Here is a 17,058-nt window from a genome sequence, read left to right as displayed (position 1 = left end):
CCTGTCCATGACGGGGGAGGTGGACCGCCGCGCCGCGCTCGGCACGCTGCTCAAGGGCACCTGTGCCCTGGCGGCGTTCGGGGCGGGGTGTGGTGACGGGTGGCGGGAAGCCGTGGTGCTCGACCCTCCCGATGCGGGAGGGCCGGGCCCGTCTTGTGCGCCGCCGGTGCCGTCGGGCCCGCCCGGCGAGGGCTGGGTGGAGGTCTCCCTGGTGGATTACCCCGCGCTGGAGGTCCCTGGCGGCGCCGCGGAGGTCCGCATTCCCCAGGCGCTGCTGGACGTGGTGGTGGTCCACACCTCACCCGGCTGCTACGCGGCGGTCTGGCGCATCTGCACGCACGGTGATTGCGCCGTGGACTGGGTGCCGGCCGACGGCGTCATGGAATGCCCCTGTCATGGCTCCCGCTTCACCCAGGAGGGGCAGGTGCTGAATGGCCCGGCGACTCGACCGCTCGCGGCCTTCCCCGTGGTGAGACAGGGCGCGTCCCTGTTCATCCACCGGCCCCGCTGAGCAATCGTTCGGACATTCGCACCACAGGTGAAATGACGCGGTGCGGAGAGACGTGTCGTGGCACCGGGTTACGGGATACCCGCACTGAGTCCGTGTCTCCTTCTCTCAACAGGCGGGAGAGTCGTGTAATGTCGGGCATTCGATGTGGCAGATCATCATCAACGGGCCCGGCTACTTCGACACGTCGTACGATCTGCCTGAGGGCGTGACGAGCCTCGGCCGCGCGGACGAGAACGATATCGTCCTGGGCGGCGATCTCGTCTCACGCCGGCATGCGCGGCTGTTCGTCGACGGTGACGTGCTGCGAATCGAAGATCTGGGCAGTCGCAACGGCAGCCGCATCAACGGCGCGCCCTTGCAGGGCTCTCGGCAGCTCGTCGCCGGAGACTCGGTGGCGCTGGGCGAGAACGTCCTCTCCGTGCGCCAGCCCAACACCGTGGAGAACGCGGCCACGGAGATGGTGGACCTGGGCGCGGGCGGCGTCGTGCGCTTCGGCCACGGCCAGGACGTGGGCCCCTCCGTCCTGCTGGCGAAGAACGTGCGCGACGCGGACGTGCTGCGGCTCCTGGACAACGTGGGCCCGGTCTCCTTCGACGACAGCTTCTCCGCGTCCGCGCCGCTGCCCGCCGCGAGCCCGCGCGTGGGGCAGGAGACGCTGGTGCTGTTGTTCCGCACCGCGGAGGCGCTCTCGTCGGCCAGCACGCTGTCGTCGTTCCTGGACACCACCATGGACCGGCTGCTGGAGGTCACGGACGCGACCACGGCGGTGGTGCTGCTCAAGCACGCCACGGGTGCCCTGGTGCCCGCCGCCGTGCGCCACCGCGGCCGGCTGGCCAAGGGCGAGGTGCCCGTCTCGGATGCCATCGTGGAGGAGGCCCTGCGTCAGGGCCGCGCGCTCGCCGTGGGCGACGTGCGCGATGATCGCCGCTTCGCGGGCCGGGAGAGCGTCATCCTCTACGGTGTGGACCGGGTGCTGTGCATCCCCATCGGCACCGAGCCGCCCTACGCGGGGTGCTCTACGTCAACCTGTCGGCCAAGGGTGGCGCCAGCGTGGAGTCGATGCTGGATACCTGCACCGCGGTGGCGCATCTGGTGGCCACCGGCGTGCAGAAGTTCTCCCCGCGCGAGGGCAGTCCCGCGGCGGACAGGCTGCGGCGCGACCTGGAGCGCTTCCACCCGCCGGAGGTGGCCGAGCGCCGCGCCGCCGAGGCCCAGAAGCAGGGGGCAAGCTGCCCGGCCTGGAGGAGCGCAACCTCACCATCCTGCACGCGGAGCTCGTGGGCTTCTCCGTGTTGTGCATGCGCATCGGCGCCGCGCGCGCCACGCAGATGCTCAACGACTTTCACGCGCGGATGAGCGGCATCGTCTTCAGCTTCGAGGCCACCGTGGAGGGCTTCCGGGGCGAATCCCTGCGCGCCCTCTTCGGCGTTCCCTACGCGAAGGGCGAGGACTCGATCCGGGCCGTCCGGGCCGCCCTGGCGCTGCGCTCCGAGTGGGAGCGGTCCATGTCGCGCAGGCCCCTGGACGAGCGGTGCGAGCTGCGAATCGCCCTGCACAGCACCCGGGCCCTGGTGGGGATGATCGGCACCGAGGTGCGCCCGGACTACACCGTGGTGGGGGACGGCGTCGGGATTGCGGGGTGGCTCGCCGGTACCGCCAGCCCGGGCCAGGTGCTCATTACCGGCAAGGTCCTGGCCACGGTGGGGGCACGCTTCGACGTCCAGCCGCTGGGCGAGCGCCTCATCCGCCCCCCGAAGGACAAGGTAGCGGCCTTCGAGGTGCTGGAAGAGGATGTAGGCCAGTTGACCAATCCCGGCTTCCGCTGAGGGGGCCGCGTCCGGTTGACGGGTTGCTGGGACGTACCGGGAAAGGGTTCAATGCGGACCCCGTCGTGGTGAACCCCCGCACCGCATGAACTCGCCCACCCAACCCGCCCGGTTGAGACCCTTCCGGCCCCAGCCCTTTGGCCGGTACACGCTCCTGTCCCAACTGGCGACGGGGGGCATGGGAGAGATCTACCTCGCGCGGTTGGAGGGGGCGCAGGGGTTCGAGAAGCTCTGCGTCATCAAGAAAATCCTCCCGCAGCTGGCCGCGGACACGGACTTCGTCGAGCGCTTCGTGGGCGAAGCCCGCACCCTGGTCCGCCTGAGCCACGGCTCCATTGCCCAGGTGCTGGACATGGGCCTCCACGAGGACGAGGCCTACATGGCGCTCGAGCACGTGGACGGCAAGGACCTGCGCAAGGTGGCCGCGCGCGTGCGGGACCGGCAGATGCCGCTGCCGGTCACGTTCATCCTCTACACCATGGGCCGGGTGCTGGACGCGCTGGCCTATGCGCACCGCAAGAAGGACGACGACGGGGAGGACCTGAAGCTCGTCCACCGGGACATCTCGCCGCAGAACATCCTCATCTCCTACGAAGGGGAGGTGAAGGTCATCGACTTCGGGCTCGCCAAGAGCCGGCTGTCGGCCGCGAAGACGAACCCCAGCATCATCCTGGGCAAGTTCCTCTACATGTCGCCGGAGCAGGCGCGGCACCAGCCGGTGGACCGCCGCAGCGACCTGTACGCGGTGGGGCTCTGCCTCTACGAGCTCATCTGCGGGAAGAACCCGTTCGACGGGGTCCACCCGGGCGAGCTCATGTCCCTGGTGGCGAACCCGCGAATCGCGCCGCTGGACCAGGTGGAGCCGCTTACGCCGCCTGCAGTGACGGCGCTGGTGGCCAAGGCATTGGCGGTGGACCCGTCGCAGCGCTTCCAGACGGCGGAGGAGTTCCGCGGGCGGCTCCAGGCCTGCCTGATGGAGATTGACGCGAGCGCGGGCCCGGAGAGCGTCAGCCGCTTCATGCGCGAGCTGTTCTCGGCGGACTTCCAGTCCGAGCGGCGTCTCCTGGCGAGCCTCAAGGAGGTGCCGCGCCTGTCCACGGCAGAGGTCCGTGCGCTGGCCTCGATGCCGGATGATCCGCTGGCGCCGAAGACGGCGCACGCGATGCTGCCGGCGAAGACCATCCGCCTGGATGGCCCGGTGGAGCCGCTGTCGTTCTTCCCCACGCCCCGCAGCCGCGAGGGCGGTGGTCCGGTGACGGACGGCGAGACGCGCCCGGGTGTCCCGATGGACGAGTCCACCCGGCCCGGGTTCCCCATCGAGGCGCTGGAGGAAGAGGCTCGGACGCGGGGCGTGCGCCAGGACACGGCGCCCTCGGTGGAGGTGGGGCCCGAGGCCTTCGTTCGCGGCGGCGGGGTGAGCCCTTCGTCTGCGCCGATTCCTCGTGCGCCCGCGCTGACGCGCGAGGTCCAGATGACGTCGATGCCGCCCGAGGCGGTGCCGCCGGGTGTGGCCGCCGCGCGTGCGCTGCTTCCGTCGCACATGCGGCCGACCGAGCTGGCGATGCCGAGCCTGGGGGGCCGTCTTCTCCCGAGGAGGCGTCCGTTCAGGTGGAGTCGACGGCCGCGAAGGCCGAGTCGCTTCGGGGCAGGGCGTTCGAGGCGAGCCCGAGCGTGATTGCCTCGGTGGGATCGCCCACGCCCGCGGTGCCGCCGCGTGGGTCGCAGGGCACGGTGAGCTCGCGACCTCCGCCGCCAGGGGCCGAGCCGCGCGCGCCCGGAGCGGCGCTGCCGCGCAGCGGCGTGGTGGTGATGCCCGCGGTCAACGTGCCTGCTCCCGCGCCGTTGCCTCGCACGCCGGCGCTGGAGTCGATGCCGGCCGTTGAGGTCTCGGAGGGGGTTGCCGGAGACGAGGACTCCGCCTCGGAGCACGAGGGCGCGTTTGGGAGTGCGACGCCGGACGAGGCGGCATTCAGCGAGCCGCATCCTTCTGGCCCGATGCCTCGAACGGCATCGATGGTGATGGCGGCCGTCCAGCCGCCTCCGTCGGGCTCGACGCCGTCTCGCGCGACGCCCGCGGTGGGCTCGCCGGATGAGGCCTCGGCTTCACGCTCCATGTCGTCGGCGGGCATGCCCGCTGTGGGCGCGCAGGCGGGGGTTTCGACTCGCGCCATCTCCTCCGTGGAAGTCGCTGCGTTGGATGCGCGGGGCGAGGCCTCTTCGGACCCGGTGTCTTCCGTGGACAGGTCCTCGGAGGACGGGACGCCACCGCGCAGGGCGTCCTCGGCGGGGATGGCCGCGGTGTCGCCAGCCCCGACTGGCATGACGCCCTCGCGGGGCATGCCTTCACTGGGGACACCTCCACCTCCGAAGGGGGCAACGCCATCGCGAGCCATCCCCAGCGCGCCTGCATCGGGAGCGACGGCTTTCCGCTCCGCGCCCGTGGTGGACGAGCCCGTCGTGGACGCCACCCCCGCTGATGGCGGGCGGGCCCTCCCCCGGAGGACGAAGCCGAAGCCGCGCACGAGTCCGAGGCGGGCGTGTCCGAGGACGAAGCCGGCCTTTCTTCGACCGACGCGCCGTCACATGAAGGCGCCTCGTCGGAGCTGCCCGTGCTCTCCACCGAGGATGTGGGGCACGAGGAAGCCGCGCCGAGCATCGCCGACGTCGACACGCATCCGCGCATCCACCGCCCCTCGCGAACCGAGCGCCACGACGACACCCAGCCCCGCGTCGCACATCACGCGGACACGGACCCTCGCGTCACCCGTCCTGACGACACGCATCCGCGCGTGGTGCTGGACGCGGGCCTCTTCAAGGATGTGGATGGCTCCGAGGACGAGGAGCGGTCCGGCGCATCCCGGCCCAGGTCTCGGCGGGTCCGGTCGTCTTCGCCGGGGATGGCACCGGCCAGCACCGCGCGCAGGACAGGTTCCGTCTCCGCCGTGCGTCCCACCGCGCCCGCCCCCGTCGTGACGGACGAAGAGGAGGACGAGAGCGACGACGATGTCCGCGTCTCCCTCACGCCCAACGAGGAGACGCGGCGCACGACGATGCCCGTCCGCCCGGAGACGCGCTCGGCCGAGCGAATCGCGAAGGAGGACACCCGCCGCACGACGATGCCCGAGCGCCCCGAGCGTCGCCGCAAGGGCCCGCTGGTGCTCGTGCTGGTGTTGCTGTTCGTCATCCTGGCCGTGGTCGGAGCCTTCTTCCTGGGCCCCCGGAGCTCCGCGCCCAGGTGCTGAGCCAGTTCATGCCGGAGAAACCCGCAGGGCCGCCGCCCGCGCAGCCCCTGCGTCCCTCCGCTCCCGAGGAAGCGCAGACGGGCAAGGCCGCCAACGAGAATGGCCCGCCTCCCGAGGGGAACGCGGCGCAGGCGCCGGGAACCCCCGCGCCCGACGTCGCGCCGCCCTCCGGTGCCACGCCGGGAACCCCCACGCCCAACGCCGCGCCGCCCGCCGATGCCACGGAAGGCCGAGGCTCGCTCGACGACTCCTTCCTCGCGCCGCTGGACGCGCAGCAGAAGAACACCGAGGTTCCCGAGAAGCGCACGGCGCCGGTCCGCAAGATTCGCTCCGCGCGCTCCCGTCAGCTCACCGTGCTGGAGAGGGAGTGGCGTGAGACGAACGCGCTCTTCAACCAGCTCAACGCGGAGCACTCGTGCGTGGTGCTCGGCCTCTGGTGCACGCGGTACGCCGAGGTGAAGAGCGAGGTGGAGGCCGCGGGCAGCAGCGACAACCCGGAAGCGCTGCGCAAGGTCCGGGCGATGAAGCGCTACCTGCTGCAGAAGCAGAAGGAGCTGTACTAGTCCCGTGGAGCCCCTGCTCGTCACCCGGGCGCTGGTCGCTGGCTACGGTCCTCGTCCCATCTTGCAGGGTGTGACGTGCGAGGTCCGGCCCGGTGAGCTGTGGGCGGTGCTCGGCCCCAACGGGACGGGCAAGAGCACGCTGCTGCGCGCGGTGCTGGGCCTGGGGCCCTGGACGCGCGGAGAAGTCCGCCTGCTGGGGCGCGAGCGCGCCGCCTGGGAGCCCCGGGCGCTCGCCCGCAAGGTGGCGTGGGTGCCGCAGACCATCGAATCCACGGAGGGCTTCAGCGGCCTGGAGCTGGTGTTGATGGGCCGCAGTCCGCACCTGGGCCTCTGGGGCCTGCCGTCCGCGGGAGACGTGGCGCTCGCGCGGGAGGTGATGACGGAGCTCGGCATCGCGCACCTGTCCGAGCGGCCCGCGGAGGCCCTCTCTGGCGGCGAGCGCCGGATGTTGATGCTGGCGCGAGGACTGGTGCAGCAGCCCGAGTTGTTGCTGCTGGATGAGCCCACCGCCTTCCTGGACGTGGCCCATCAAGTGGGCTCGCTCGACCGCGTGCGCGCGCGTGGACGCGGGGCTGGGCGCGGTGGCGGTGCTGCATGACGTGAACCTCGCCGCCGCCTTCGCCACCCATGTGCTGCTCCTCCGGGATGGCGGTGCTCGCGCAGGGGCGGGCGGACGAGGTGCTGGAGCGTGGCTCCCTGGAAACGCTCTACGGGCTGCCCATGGAAACCGCGCTGGCTCCGTCCGGCGCCCGGCTCTTCGCGCCCCGAGCACCCTCGCGCTGAACCTTCTTCGCCCCTCGGACGCCGGACAGTTGACCGGACGTGCCGGGCGGGAAAGCCTGGACCGCCTACATGTCCCGCTACGCCATCGCCATCTTCGCCAGTGCGTTCCTCTTGTTTGGCGTGCAACCCCTGGTGGGGCGCTATTCGCTGCCGTGGTACGGCGGAACGCCCGGCGTGTGGACGGCGTGCATGTTGTTCTTCCAGGCGGTGCTGCTGGGGGGCTACGCGTACTCGCACGGACTCGCCTCGCGGCTGGCACCTCGCACGCAAGCCCGCGTCCACCTGGGACTGCTCGCGGTGGCGGTGCTGCTGCTGGGCGCTCGCGCGTTGCTGGCGGGCTCGCCGGTGGCGCCCGGGCCTGAATGGCGTCCGGAGGGCACCGCGCTGGCCGTGCCCCGGCTGCTGGCGATGCTGGCGGTCACCATCGGCCTGCCTTTCTTCGTGCTGAGCACCACCGGTCCGCTGCTCCAGTCGTGGTTCGCCCGCGCGCGACCGGGCCGCTCGCCCTATCCGCTGTATGCGCTGTCCAACGCGGGCTCGCTGCTGGCGCTGCTCGGCTATCCCTTCCTGGTGGAGCCGTGGGTGGGGCGCGGCGCCCAGGCGTGGGGCTGGGGCGTGGGCTTCGTCTTCTTCGCCGTGGCCTGCGCGGTGTGTGCGCTGGACGTGATGAAGCAGCCGGACACGGCGCCCGTCGCCACGGCCGCGCCCGTGACGGCCACGCCGCTGACGGCAGGCACTGGGGTAGAGGCCGGCGCGGAGGTGGCACGCCCCACCATGCGCGCCACGATGACGTGGCTGGGGCTGAGCACCTGCGCGTCGGTGCTGCTGCTGGCGACGACGAATCAGCTCTCCCAGGACGTGGCGGCCGGCCCCTTCCTCTGGGTGCTGCCCCTGGCCGTCTACCTGCTGACCTTCATCCTCGCCTTCTCCCGCGAGTCCTTCTACTCGCGGACCGTCTACGCGGTGCTGCTCATCGCCTCGGGCGCGGGCGTGGCGCACGCGCAGACGCAGGGGCCGCAGTCATCGCTCGCGCTCCAACTGGCCGCGTACTCCGTGGCCCTCTTCGCGGGCAGCATGGTGTGCCACGGCGAGCTGTACCGGCTGCGCCCACCGCCGCGCCACCTCAGCGCCTTCTACCTGTGGGTGTCCGCGGGCGGCGTGCTGGGCGGGCTGCTCATCAGCGTGCTGGCCCCGGCCGTCTTCAGCGCCTACTGGGAGTACCCTCTGTCGCTGGGCGCGTGCTGCGTCGTCGCGCTGGTGGGCATGGCGAAACAGGCGGGCGAAGCGACGCGGACGCAGCGGATGCAGCGTGTCCTGCGCGGCGCCATGCTGCTCCTGGTGGCCGGACACCTGACGTACACCATGGCCCGCGAGCAGGGCCGCGCGCGCTTCGCCTCGCGCAACTTCTTCGGCGTGGTGCGGGTGATGGAGCAGGGCGTGGGCTCGCCGGAGGACCACCGCTTCACGCTGCTGCACGGCGCCATCACCCACGGGCTCCAGTACGTGACGCCCGAGCGCAGGGGCGTGCCCACGACGTATTACACGCCGGAGGCGGGCCTGGGACTGGCCATCGCCGAGCAGCGCCGGCTGCGCGAAGCCGTGGGGCTGCCCGCGGGGCTGCGCGTGGGCGTGCTGGGACTGGGCGTGGGCACCAGCGCCGCGTTGCTCGAGGCGGAGGACACCGGGCGCTTCTACGAAATCGACCCCGCGGTCATCGCGCTGGCGCAGGGCGAGGGCGGCTACTTCTCCTTCCTGGGAGACACGCCGGCGAAGGTGGAGCTGGTGGAGGGGGACGCGCGCATCTCCCTGGAGCGGGAGCTGGAGGCGGGCGGCGCGCAGGGCTTCGACGTGCTCGCGCTGGACACCTTCTCCTCGGACGCGGTGCCGGTGCACCTGCTCACCCAGGAGGCGGTGGCGCTCTACCGCGCGCACCGCGCCCCATGGCGTGCTGGCGCTGCACATCAGCAACGTCCACCTGGACCTGGTGCCGCTGACGCTGGCGCACGCGCGGGCCCTGGGGCTGCACGCGGCGCTGGTGGTCAACGAGACGCAAGGGGACGCGCTGCGCAGCAACTGGATGGTGCTGAGCCCGGACCGCGAGTTCTCCTGGGGACCCACCTTCACCCGGGCCTCCGCGCGCGTGCGCCGGCTGGGCCTGCGGGAGGACCCCGACTTCACGTGGACGGACGAGAAGAGCAGCGTGCTGCACGTGCTCCGCCGCGGCAGGCCCTCGGCGAGCGTCAAGGACGTGGAGGCCTCCTCCGGCCCGCCCGGCCCCGCGTCCGCCCAGCCCGGGACGGAGTGACTCAGGCGCGCGGCATCGCCTGGGGGCCGGAGGTGGCGACGGCGCTCAGGTCGAGCGCGACCAGCATCACCAGCACGCCGCAGGGAATCGCCAGGGTGGCCGCGCCGAGCCGGGCGAAGAGCAGCGGCCCCAGCGTGCAGCCGCCCAGGAAGGCGGAGCCGAGCCCCAGGTGCAGCCGGGTCCGCTCGAATTCAACAGCGGTGGGCAGCGCCCAGAGACGGCGTCGCAGGCCGGCAAGCCCTGGCCCCGCGTTCCCTCGCGCAGCCAGGAACCCAGCCGCACCACCTGGATGCCGATGTCGGTGAGGATGCCGGTGATGTGCGTGGTGCGCACCACGGCGCCGGAGACGCGGGTGACGAGCGCGTTCTGGAGCCCCATGGCATAGGCCGGCCCCACATGAGCGTCGGCTCGTGGGTACTGGGGTGGTACGACAGCCGGCGCCGATGCCACCCAGCGTGAGTGCCTCCAGCAGCAGCGCGGAGGAGTGGCGGCCCCGGGGGCGCTGTTGGGAGAGCTCCAGCAGCACCGACGCGGACACGGCGCCCACCACGAAGGACAGCAGGAGTTGCGCGGCCAGCAAGGCCAGGGCCACGTTGCCCGAGGCCAGGGACTCTCCCAGCGTGGCCATGGTTCCGGACATGTGCGACGTGTGCAGGCCCAGCGCCACGAAGCCCGTGGTATTCACCAGGCCCGCCACGCCCGCGAGCAGCACTGACAGCAGTGTGTAGGCTCTCCGGTTCCCGGGAGACGATTCCGATGAGAAGGGCATCGCAGTGCCCGAGGCTAACACCGGCCTCGGGCAGGGGCGCGCGGAACTAGCCCGGCGGCCAGCCCAGCGGGCGCCCGGCCAGCAGGTGCAGGTGGATGTGGAAGACCGTCTGGCCGGCGTGCGCATGGGTGTTCATCACCACCCGGTAGCCGTCGTTCGGGTCCGCGTGCCCGCGCTCCTGGGCCACCTTGGCGGCCGCGGTGAAGAGGTGGCCCACCAGCTCGCGGTCCTCCGCCGTGATGTCGTTCACGGTGGGGATGTGCTTGTGGGGGATGAAGAGCACGTGGGTGGGGGCCTGGGGATTGATGTCCTCGAAGGCCACGCACATGTCGTCGCGGTAGACCACCTTGGCGGGGATGAGCCCGTCGCGAATCTTGCAGAAGAGACAGTCGGACATGTTTTCCGGCTTACCAGCGGCCGGAGCCCCACGGAATGGCTTCCGTGGCCTTCCGTTGCCTGCCGGAACCCGCATTTTGCCTCCCGGTGGGGCGGCCGGGCCCCGGGTCTCCTACCTGGGCCCCTCTCGTTGAGGGCCCAAGGAAGGCTGTCCCCCTCAAAGGGCCCCACCGGTGATATCCACGCCCTGACGATGAAATCCATCCGCATCTCCCAGCTCCTCGAGGACCGCGACTACGACATGCGGCTCAGTCTCGTCGCCGGCGGCGGCGGACTGTCGCGCATCGTGGTGTCCTCGCGCATCCAGAAGCCGGGGCTGGCGCTTGCGGGCTTCACCGAGCACCTGCATCCGCACCGCGTCCAGGTGTTCGGCAACACGGAGATTTCATACCTGGCCACGCTGCCGGAAGAGCGGCAGCGCGCGTCGCTGGCGCAGCTCTTCGGCGAGGAGGAGCTGGCGTGCGTGGTGGTGACCAAGGACCTGGACATTCCCCAGGCCCTCATCTCCGCGTGTGAAGGCGCGGGGCTGGCGCTGATGAAGACGCCGCTGCTCTCCAGTGAGTTCATCATGCGGGTGCAGACCTTCCTGGATGAGGCCCTCACCGAGTCCAGCAGCCTGCACGGGGTGTTGATGGACGTGTTCGGCGTGGGCATCTTGCTGCTGGGCAAGAGCGGCATCGGCAAGAGCGAGATTGCCCTGGACCTGGTGATGCGGGCCCACCGCCTGGTCGCGGACGACATCGTGGACGTCACCCGCCGCAAGGGGGCCGTCTACGGCGCTGGCAACCCGGTCATCAAGCACCACATGGAGATTCGCGGCCTGGGCATCATCAACATCAAGGACCTGTTCGGCGTGGCCGCCATCCGCGAACAGAAGAAAATCGAGCTGGTCATCGAGCTCCAGGAGTGGGACCCCCACCAGGAGTATGATCGGCTGGGCGTGGAGGACAAGCACCTGCAGATTGTGGGGGTGGACATCCCCCTGTCGGTGGTGCCCGTTCGTCCGGGCCGCAACATGGCGACCATCATCGAGGTCGCCGCGCGTAATCAGTTGCTAAAGCTACAGGGCCACCACTCGGCGAGAGAGTTCGCCGAGCGACTCAACCGGGCCATCGCCGAAGGGGCGATGCGCCGCACCCTGGGAGAAGAGGTCGAGTGACCGCCCCCGCGAAACAAATCGTCATCATCACCGGCATGTCCGGGTCCGGTAAGTCCACCGCCATCCGCGCGTTGGAGGATTCGGGCTTCTTCTGTATCGACAACCTGCCGGTGTTGCTCTTGCCCAAGCTCACGGAGCTGGCGGGCGGCGGCCACTTCGAGCGCATGGCGCTGGTGGTGGACGTCCGCGAAGGCGTCTTCCTCAAGGACGCGCCCCGCATCCTCGCGGAGGTCCGCCGCGCCGGGCACCAGGTGGAAGTGCTCTTCCTGGACTCCAGCGACGACAGCCTCATCCGCCGCTTCAGCGAGACGCGCCGCCGCCACCCGCTGGCGCCCAACGGCACCGTCGCCGAGGGCATCAAGGCGGAGCGCCAGGCGCTGCGTGACTTGCGCGAGCTGGCCGACCAGGTCATCGACTCGTCCACGCTGAACGTGCATGACTTGAAGCGCATGGTGCAGGCGCGCTTCAGCCCGGAGCCCGCCGCGGGCCCCAGCCTGTCCATCATGTCGTTTGGCTACCGCTACGGCGTGCCGCCCCAGGCGGACCTCGTCCTGGACGTGCGCTTCCTGCCCAATCCGTACTTCGTCCCGGAGCTGAAGGGGCTCACGGGCAAGGTGCCGAAGGTGGCGGCCTACGTGCTGGAGCGTGAGGAGACGCAGCAGTTCCTCGAGAAGGTCGTGGACCTCTGCCGCTTCCTCTTCCCTCGCTACCAGAAGGAGGGGAAGGCGTACCTCACCGTGGCCCTGGGCTGCACCGGTGGCAAGCACCGCTCCGTCGCCATCGCCGCCGAGCTCACCCGGCGCCTGACGGACGAAGACACCCGCGTCCAGCTCTGGGACCGGGACATCGAGAAGGAATAGCGCCGCCAAATTGCAATGTAACTATGTTGCAGTTTGCTCCAGTTGAATGCGGGACAAGGACTCTGTCAGCTTTTGGAGAGGTGGGGATGAGTCCCCATCCTCTCCGTCCTGGAGTCCCGACATGCGAGTCTTCAAATCCGCCGTCTGGTGTTGTTGTGCTGCCGTGTCCCTGGCCGCTTGTGGCGCCCCCGAAGAGGCCCCCGAGCAGGAGGCGCTGGCGCAGCAGGGGGCCGCGCTGGTGACCGGCACCACGCAGGGCTGCACGTACACCATCTCCTCCGTGCCGGTGCCCGGCTCCATGCCTCCGAGCCTGGACATCGTCGTGACGCGCGCGGCGTCCGGCACGTGCGCCCATGGCGCGGGCAGCGTGACGCTGGGACGGTCCTACAACACCCCGTACCTCGCGCTCCTGGCCAACAGCTACGGCGTGGCCACGGCCTTCTCGTACAAGCCCACGCCCAGTGGCAGCTCGATGAATCGCTGTCAGGTGAACCACATCGACCCGGCGACGCTCGGCATGGTCCGCTCACATGACATCGTCGTCATGTACGGGACGAACCATGTGAACTCCTGCGCGCTGGACCAGACGGACGGCGGCGCGACGCTGGTCGTCTACGGGACGAAGGGTGGCCCGCTGCCGGGTGAGGTCGGCAACCGCCCCAACTACGTGGCGACGTATTACGACTTCTTCACCAGCACCACGCCGCCTGTCTATTACACCTACTGAGACAGGCTCCGGGCGCGCGCCTCAGCTCGACTCGCCCAGGCTGAGGCGCTTGCTGCCCACGCCGTTCTTGTCCGCGAAGGACGCGGTGCGCTCGCGGTTGAGGTGGGCCAGGGCGTCACGCTCCTTCTGTCCGCCCACGTCCGGGCGGTTCTCCAGCGCGAAGATGCCGCCGCTGCCGTGGTGCTCCTTGCCGGCCTGGACCGCGCTCTCCAAGTCCCTGGCGGACACCCAGTACTCGCCATTGACGGGGTCCTTCACGCGGAACAAGTCGTCCGACGTGTCGGCCGTCCCGTTGCTGTTGACGCCGTCGATGGTGACCCAGTGGAGCTGGCCCGGCCCGTTGCGCCGTTGCTCGGGCGCGAGCGCGCCATTGAGGATGGCATTGGCGTCCACGAGCGCCAGGCCGAACTGACCGGCCTTCATCACCTTGCTCATCGCCGCCGCGTCGAAGTCGGCGAAGCCGTCCGTGACTTCGATGCCCAGGCCCCCCAGCGCGGTCGCCATCTCCGTGGGCGTGGCGCCATCATCCAGGTTGACGTCCACCGGGGCGTGGACGGACCGGGCGCCGCTGACCTGCGACGCGCGCTCGCGGACCGTCGCTCGCTCCCGCTGCTCGCACAGGCTGCCCTTCGTCACGCTGCGGCTCGCCCGGCTCAGGAAGGCCAGCGTCGCCTCGCCGCAGCCCGTGTCCGAGTTCTGCGCGATGACCGACGCGGTGGGCGCCCAGCCCTTGTCGGCCTGCGCCTGCGCCGCTTCATTCTCGGGTGCCGGTCTCGCAGGAAGGGGAGCTCGCTGGTCCCCGTGGCGTCCGGCACCGACAGCCGCGGCACGCCCTTGGCCGCGGGCTTCGTGTCCTGGAAGGTGTCCCGCTCCGGACGGGGCGCCGCCGGGGCGGGGCTGCTCACCGGCCTGGCGGGCGACGTCTCCATGGGCGTCCTGGCGTCCTTCAACACGGCCGGCTGGATGGGCTTGGACAGGGCCTGCGGCGCTGAGTTGAACACGGTGGTGACAATCCTGGTCACGGCGGACCCTCCCGGACTTCCTTCGCCTGTTCGCATTATCGGCGGCATGTGTGTGTTGTTGCGCGTGAATCCTTCATGGGCGCAGGGAGTCGCTCGCTTCCCGGTACACTTGCGTCATGGCCAACACCGATGACCGGGGCTCGGGTGCTGATGATTCGCCAGAGCTGTCCACGCAGGTCGTGTCAGCGGATGTGCAGGGGACGCCGCATGCGGCGGAGCCTTCCTCCGCGCGCGACGCGCCTGGGGATTGGCGTTCGCGGAGCCGGCTGGGCCAGCGGGTGGGGCGCTTCATCCCGTTGAAGCTGCTGGGGCAGGGCGGCATGGGCGCGGTGTTCGCGGCCTATGACCCGGACCTGGACCGCAAGGTGGCGCTCAAGTTGTTGAGCGTGGAGGCCCGCTCCGCGGACGAGGAGGGCGGGCGTGCCCGGCTGCTCCGCGAGGCGCAGGCCATGGCGCGTGTCTCCCATCCCAATGTCATTCCCATCTACGAGGTGGGCACCTGGGACGCGCAGGTCTTCTTCACCATGGAGTGTGTGGCCGGTGGCACGCTGGCGGACTGGCGGCGGGAGAAGCCCCGTTCCTGGCGCGAGGTGCTGGAGAAGTACCTGCAAGCCGGACGCGGGTTGGAGGCCGCGCACGCGGCGGGGCTGGTGCACCGCGACTTCAAGCCCGCAAACGTGCTGGTGGGGCGTGACGGGCGCGTCTGCGTCACGGACTTCGGCCTGGCGCGGCCCGTGGACAACCTGCCTCTGGACGAACAGCCCACGCTGGCGCGCGTGCGCGACGCCTCGGAGATGTCGCGCCCGCTGCATGACCCGCTCACCGAAACGGGTGTCGTCCTGGGCACGCCGCCGTTCATGTCCCCCGAACAGTTCCGCGGCGAGTCCCTGGACGCGCGCTCGGACCAGTTCAGCTTCTGCGCGGCGCTGTACCGGGCGCTCTACAACCAGCGTCCCTTCGACCCCGACGAGCTCTCGCGGGCCGCGAAGGCGCTGCGGTCCGCACCCGCGAAGGTGACGGCGCCGTTGGAGCGAGCCGGGCGGGAGCCCTCGCCCATCCACGAGCCGCCGAGCGACGCCCGCGTCCCCGCCTGGGTGCGGCGCGCCGTGATGCGGGGGTTGTCACTCGAGCCGGAGGCGCGCTTCGCCTCCATGGGGGCGCTGTTGGAGGCGCTGTCGCAAGAGGAGCAGCGCGCACGGGCCCGCAAGGCGGGAGGCATGGCCGCGGCCACGGTGGCGCTGGTGGGGGCGGTGGGCGGCGGGCTGTGGTTTCAGTCCAGCGTCTGCGCGGGCGCGGAGGGGCTGCTGGCGGACAGTTGGGGGGCTGAGGCGAAGCAGCGACTGGCCTCGGCCTTCGCGGCCACGGGCAGCCCCTGGCGGGGGACATGGCGGCCCGGGTGGGGCAGGTGTTGGATGCCTATGCCAGCAATTGGGCGCGGCAGCACACCGACGCGTGCGAGGCCACGCGCCTGCACGAGGTGCAGCCGGAGGCGCTGTTCACCCAGCGCGTGGTGTGTCTGGAGCGGCGGCACAAGGATTTGCGCGCGCTGGTGGGCGCCCTGTCCCAGGTGGACAAGGCGGGCGTGGAGAAGGCGCTGGACGCGGCGTATGCGCTGCCTTCGCCCGAGGACTGCGCGGACGTGGAGGCCCTGGCGAGCCAGCAGCCCCGGCCCGCGGACCCGGCCATGCGCGCGGAGCTGGAGTCATTGGAGGGTGCGCTGTCGGAGGTGAAGGCGCTGGTGGACACCAGCCGTTATCCCCAGGCGCTGGCGGCGGCGAACGCGGTGGAGTCGCGGGTGTTGGCCGCGCGGTACGCGCCGCTGACGGCGGAGCTGCGCTTCCACCAGGGATGGCTCCAGGCCGTGCTGGGGGAGAAGGAGAAGGGCGCGGGGCTGCTGGAGCAGGCCGTCTATGACGCCACGTCGGGCCGGGCGGACCGGCTGGAGGTCTCCATTCTCAACAAGTTGCTCTACGTGGAAGGGGAGCGCGAGCGCTTCGAGCACGCCCTTCAATGGTCACGCCTGGGCAAGGCGACCCTCCAGCGGCTGGGCGGGGACGCGGTGCTGCGGGGCGACCTGCTGGTGAACGAGGCCAACCTCGCGTTGATGCGCGGTCAGGCGGACGACGCCCGGGCGTTGCTGGAGGAAGCCAACACCGTGCTGGCGGACGCGCTGGTGTCGGGCCATCCGAAGCGCGCGCGGGTGACGTTCTCACTGGGGCGGGTGCTGCTGGAGGTGGGGGCCTTCCCGGAGGCCGTGCGGGTGATGGAGGAGGCGCTGCGCCAGACGGAGGCGGCGGTGGGGCCTCGGCACCTGGACGTGGCTCGGCGCCACCAGGGCCTGTCCATGGCGCTGCGCGAGCAGCGGGAGTTCGCGCGGGCCTTGGCGCATGCCCGGGCCTCCGTGGCGCTGCACCGCGAGCTGCTGGGCGACAGTCACCTGAAGCTGGCGGAGGCGCTCGACGAGGAGGGCATGAGCCTGCTCGCGCTGGGCCGCCACGAAGAGGCGCTGAAAGTCTATGAGGCGGCGCTGGCGGTGAAGCACGCCCAACTGGGGCCCGACGACGAGGACCTCCAGTACTCCTACGACGGCGTGGGGCAGGCCCTGCTGGGACTGGGGCGCACGCGCGAGGCGCTGGCGCCGCTGCGCAAGGCGGTGGCCTTCACGGGCGCGCAGGAGGACTCGCTGGGGGAGTCGGGCTTCGCGCTCGCGCGGGCGCTGTGGAAGGAAGGGCAGGGTGTGGAGGCGCGGACCGAGGCGGCGAAGGCGCGTGAGCGCTTCACGGCCTCGGGCCGGGCGCTCCAGGCCGAGGCGGTGCGGGCGTGGTTGGACGCGCTGCCTCCGGAGACGAAGGCGAAGCCCGCCCGTCCCCAGCAGCGGAGGCGCCGCTAGGGACG

General features: G+C 71.1%; 12 protein-coding genes and 4 pseudogenes. 11 read left to right on the top strand and 5 right to left on the bottom strand.

From position 1 onward, the window contains the following. The first annotated feature begins 7 nt into the window (after nucleotides 1-7). The 6 genes and pseudogenes from QEG98_RS36130 to QEG98_RS36090 all read left to right on the top strand — a co-directional run bounded on the left by QEG98_RS36130 (nucleotide 8) and on the right by QEG98_RS36090 (nucleotide 9,230). Complete coding sequence (locus QEG98_RS36130) at nucleotides 8-511, top strand: ubiquinol-cytochrome c reductase iron-sulfur subunit (protein WP_316564546.1); 504 nt, start codon at nucleotides 8-10, stop codon at nucleotides 509-511. Between the two features lie 142 nt (nucleotides 512-653). Continuing rightward, nucleotides 654-2,337: pseudogene (locus QEG98_RS36125) on the top strand (FHA domain-containing protein). A 178-nt stretch (nucleotides 2,338-2,515) separates the two neighbouring features. Continuing rightward, nucleotides 2,516-6,142, top strand: a pseudogene (locus tag QEG98_RS42475) (protein kinase domain-containing protein). 4 nt (nucleotides 6,143-6,146) lie between these two features. Then, complete coding sequence (locus QEG98_RS36100; protein WP_316564541.1) at nucleotides 6,147-6,740, top strand: ABC transporter ATP-binding protein; 594 nt, start codon at nucleotides 6,147-6,149, stop codon at nucleotides 6,738-6,740. Nucleotides 6,741-6,787: 47 nt separating this feature from the next. After that, nucleotides 6,788-6,925: a hypothetical protein gene (locus QEG98_RS36095; RefSeq protein ID WP_316564540.1), complete on the top strand. Its 138-nt coding sequence runs from the start codon at nucleotides 6,788-6,790 to the stop codon at nucleotides 6,923-6,925. A 69-nt stretch (nucleotides 6,926-6,994) separates the two neighbouring features. Continuing rightward, nucleotides 6,995-9,230 (top strand): annotated as a pseudogene (locus QEG98_RS36090) (fused MFS/spermidine synthase). 66 nt (nucleotides 9,231-9,296) lie between these two features. Here QEG98_RS36090 and QEG98_RS36085 read toward each other — a convergent pair. From QEG98_RS36085 to QEG98_RS36075, 3 genes and pseudogenes are all read right to left on the bottom strand, one after another. Further along, nucleotides 9,297-9,608 (bottom strand): DUF1275 family protein, encoded by a 312-nt coding sequence (locus QEG98_RS36085; RefSeq protein ID WP_316568022.1) that lies wholly within the window; start codon nucleotides 9,606-9,608, stop codon nucleotides 9,297-9,299. A gap of 112 nt (nucleotides 9,609-9,720) precedes the next feature. Beyond that, nucleotides 9,721-9,999: pseudogene (locus QEG98_RS36080) on the bottom strand (DUF1275 family protein); the annotation flags it as partial. A gap of 46 nt (nucleotides 10,000-10,045) precedes the next feature. Next, a complete protein-coding gene (locus QEG98_RS36075) occupies nucleotides 10,046-10,396 on the bottom strand; it encodes a histidine triad nucleotide-binding protein (protein ID WP_090488247.1) in 351 nt (116 codons plus the stop codon). A gap of 192 nt (nucleotides 10,397-10,588) precedes the next feature. Here QEG98_RS36075 and hprK point away from each other — a divergent pair, with 192 nt between their 5' ends. Genes hprK through QEG98_RS36060 form a run of 3 tightly spaced genes read left to right on the top strand, consistent with a single transcriptional unit; the run spans nucleotide 10,589 to nucleotide 13,141 of the window. Next, a complete protein-coding gene (gene hprK / locus QEG98_RS36070) occupies nucleotides 10,589-11,554 on the top strand; it encodes an HPr(Ser) kinase/phosphatase (protein ID WP_316564539.1) in 966 nt (321 codons plus the stop codon). Nucleotides 11,555-11,589: 35 nt separating this feature from the next. Continuing rightward, entirely contained in the window at nucleotides 11,590-12,414 is an 825-nt protein-coding gene (gene rapZ / locus QEG98_RS36065; protein WP_237078477.1) for an RNase adapter RapZ, read from the top strand. 46 nt (nucleotides 12,415-12,460) lie between these two features. After that, nucleotides 12,461-13,141 (top strand): hypothetical protein, encoded by a 681-nt coding sequence (locus QEG98_RS36060; protein ID WP_316564538.1) that lies wholly within the window; start codon nucleotides 12,461-12,463, stop codon nucleotides 13,139-13,141. A 21-nt stretch (nucleotides 13,142-13,162) separates the two neighbouring features. Here the strand turns inward: QEG98_RS36060 and QEG98_RS36055 are convergent, their stop codons facing one another. Both QEG98_RS36055 and QEG98_RS36050 read right to left on the bottom strand, forming a co-directional pair. Further along, the gene (locus QEG98_RS36055; protein WP_316564537.1) at nucleotides 13,163-13,777 is read right to left on the bottom strand and encodes a hypothetical protein; all 615 of its coding nucleotides are present in this window, start codon (nucleotides 13,775-13,777) and stop codon (nucleotides 13,163-13,165) included. 17 nt (nucleotides 13,778-13,794) lie between these two features. Continuing rightward, nucleotides 13,795-14,163, bottom strand: a complete 369-nt coding sequence (locus tag QEG98_RS36050; protein WP_316564536.1) for a hypothetical protein — start codon at nucleotides 14,161-14,163, stop codon at nucleotides 13,795-13,797. A gap of 116 nt (nucleotides 14,164-14,279) precedes the next feature. On the opposite strand from QEG98_RS36050, the gene QEG98_RS36045 reads away from it, so the two are divergent. Together QEG98_RS36045 and QEG98_RS36040 are read left to right on the top strand one after the other, a co-directional pair. Beyond that, nucleotides 14,280-15,893, top strand: a complete 1,614-nt coding sequence (locus QEG98_RS36045; RefSeq protein WP_316564535.1) for a serine/threonine-protein kinase — start codon at nucleotides 14,280-14,282, stop codon at nucleotides 15,891-15,893. Further along, nucleotides 15,848-17,053, top strand: a complete 1,206-nt coding sequence (locus QEG98_RS36040; RefSeq protein ID WP_316568021.1) for a tetratricopeptide repeat protein — start codon at nucleotides 15,848-15,850, stop codon at nucleotides 17,051-17,053. Before QEG98_RS36045 ends, QEG98_RS36040 begins: the two co-directional genes overlap by 46 nt. Nucleotides 17,054-17,058: the final 5 nt, after the last annotated feature.

Source organism: Myxococcus sp. MxC21-1 (genome assembly GCF_032612255.1).
Taxonomy (GTDB): domain Bacteria; phylum Myxococcota; class Myxococcia; order Myxococcales; family Myxococcaceae; genus Myxococcus; species Myxococcus virescens.
Note: the sequence above shows the minus strand (reverse complement) of the source record. Positions and strands in the feature narration are given on the sequence as shown.

Excerpts from the sequence above, each read along its gene's own strand:
- QEG98_RS36130 (WP_316564546.1), top strand. The coding sequence starts at position 8 with ATGACGGGGGAGGTGGACCGCCGCGCCGCGCTCGGCACGCTGCTCAAG.
- QEG98_RS36095 (WP_316564540.1), top strand. The coding sequence starts at position 6,788 with ATGGCGGTGCTCGCGCAGGGGCGGGCGGACGAGGTGCTGGAGCGTGGC.
- QEG98_RS36085 (WP_316568022.1), bottom strand. The coding sequence starts at position 9,608 with ATGGGGCTCCAGAACGCGCTCGTCACCCGCGTCTCCGGCGCCGTGGTG.
- QEG98_RS36075 (WP_090488247.1), bottom strand. The coding sequence starts at position 10,396 with ATGTCCGACTGTCTCTTCTGCAAGATTCGCGACGGGCTCATCCCCGCC.
- hprK (WP_316564539.1), top strand. The coding sequence starts at position 10,589 with ATGAAATCCATCCGCATCTCCCAGCTCCTCGAGGACCGCGACTACGAC.
- rapZ (WP_237078477.1), top strand. The coding sequence starts at position 11,590 with ATGTCCGGGTCCGGTAAGTCCACCGCCATCCGCGCGTTGGAGGATTCG.
- QEG98_RS36060 (WP_316564538.1), top strand. The coding sequence starts at position 12,461 with ATGCGGGACAAGGACTCTGTCAGCTTTTGGAGAGGTGGGGATGAGTCC.
- QEG98_RS36045 (WP_316564535.1), top strand. The coding sequence starts at position 14,280 with ATGGCCAACACCGATGACCGGGGCTCGGGTGCTGATGATTCGCCAGAG.
- QEG98_RS36040 (WP_316568021.1), top strand. The coding sequence starts at position 15,848 with ATGCGCGCGGAGCTGGAGTCATTGGAGGGTGCGCTGTCGGAGGTGAAG.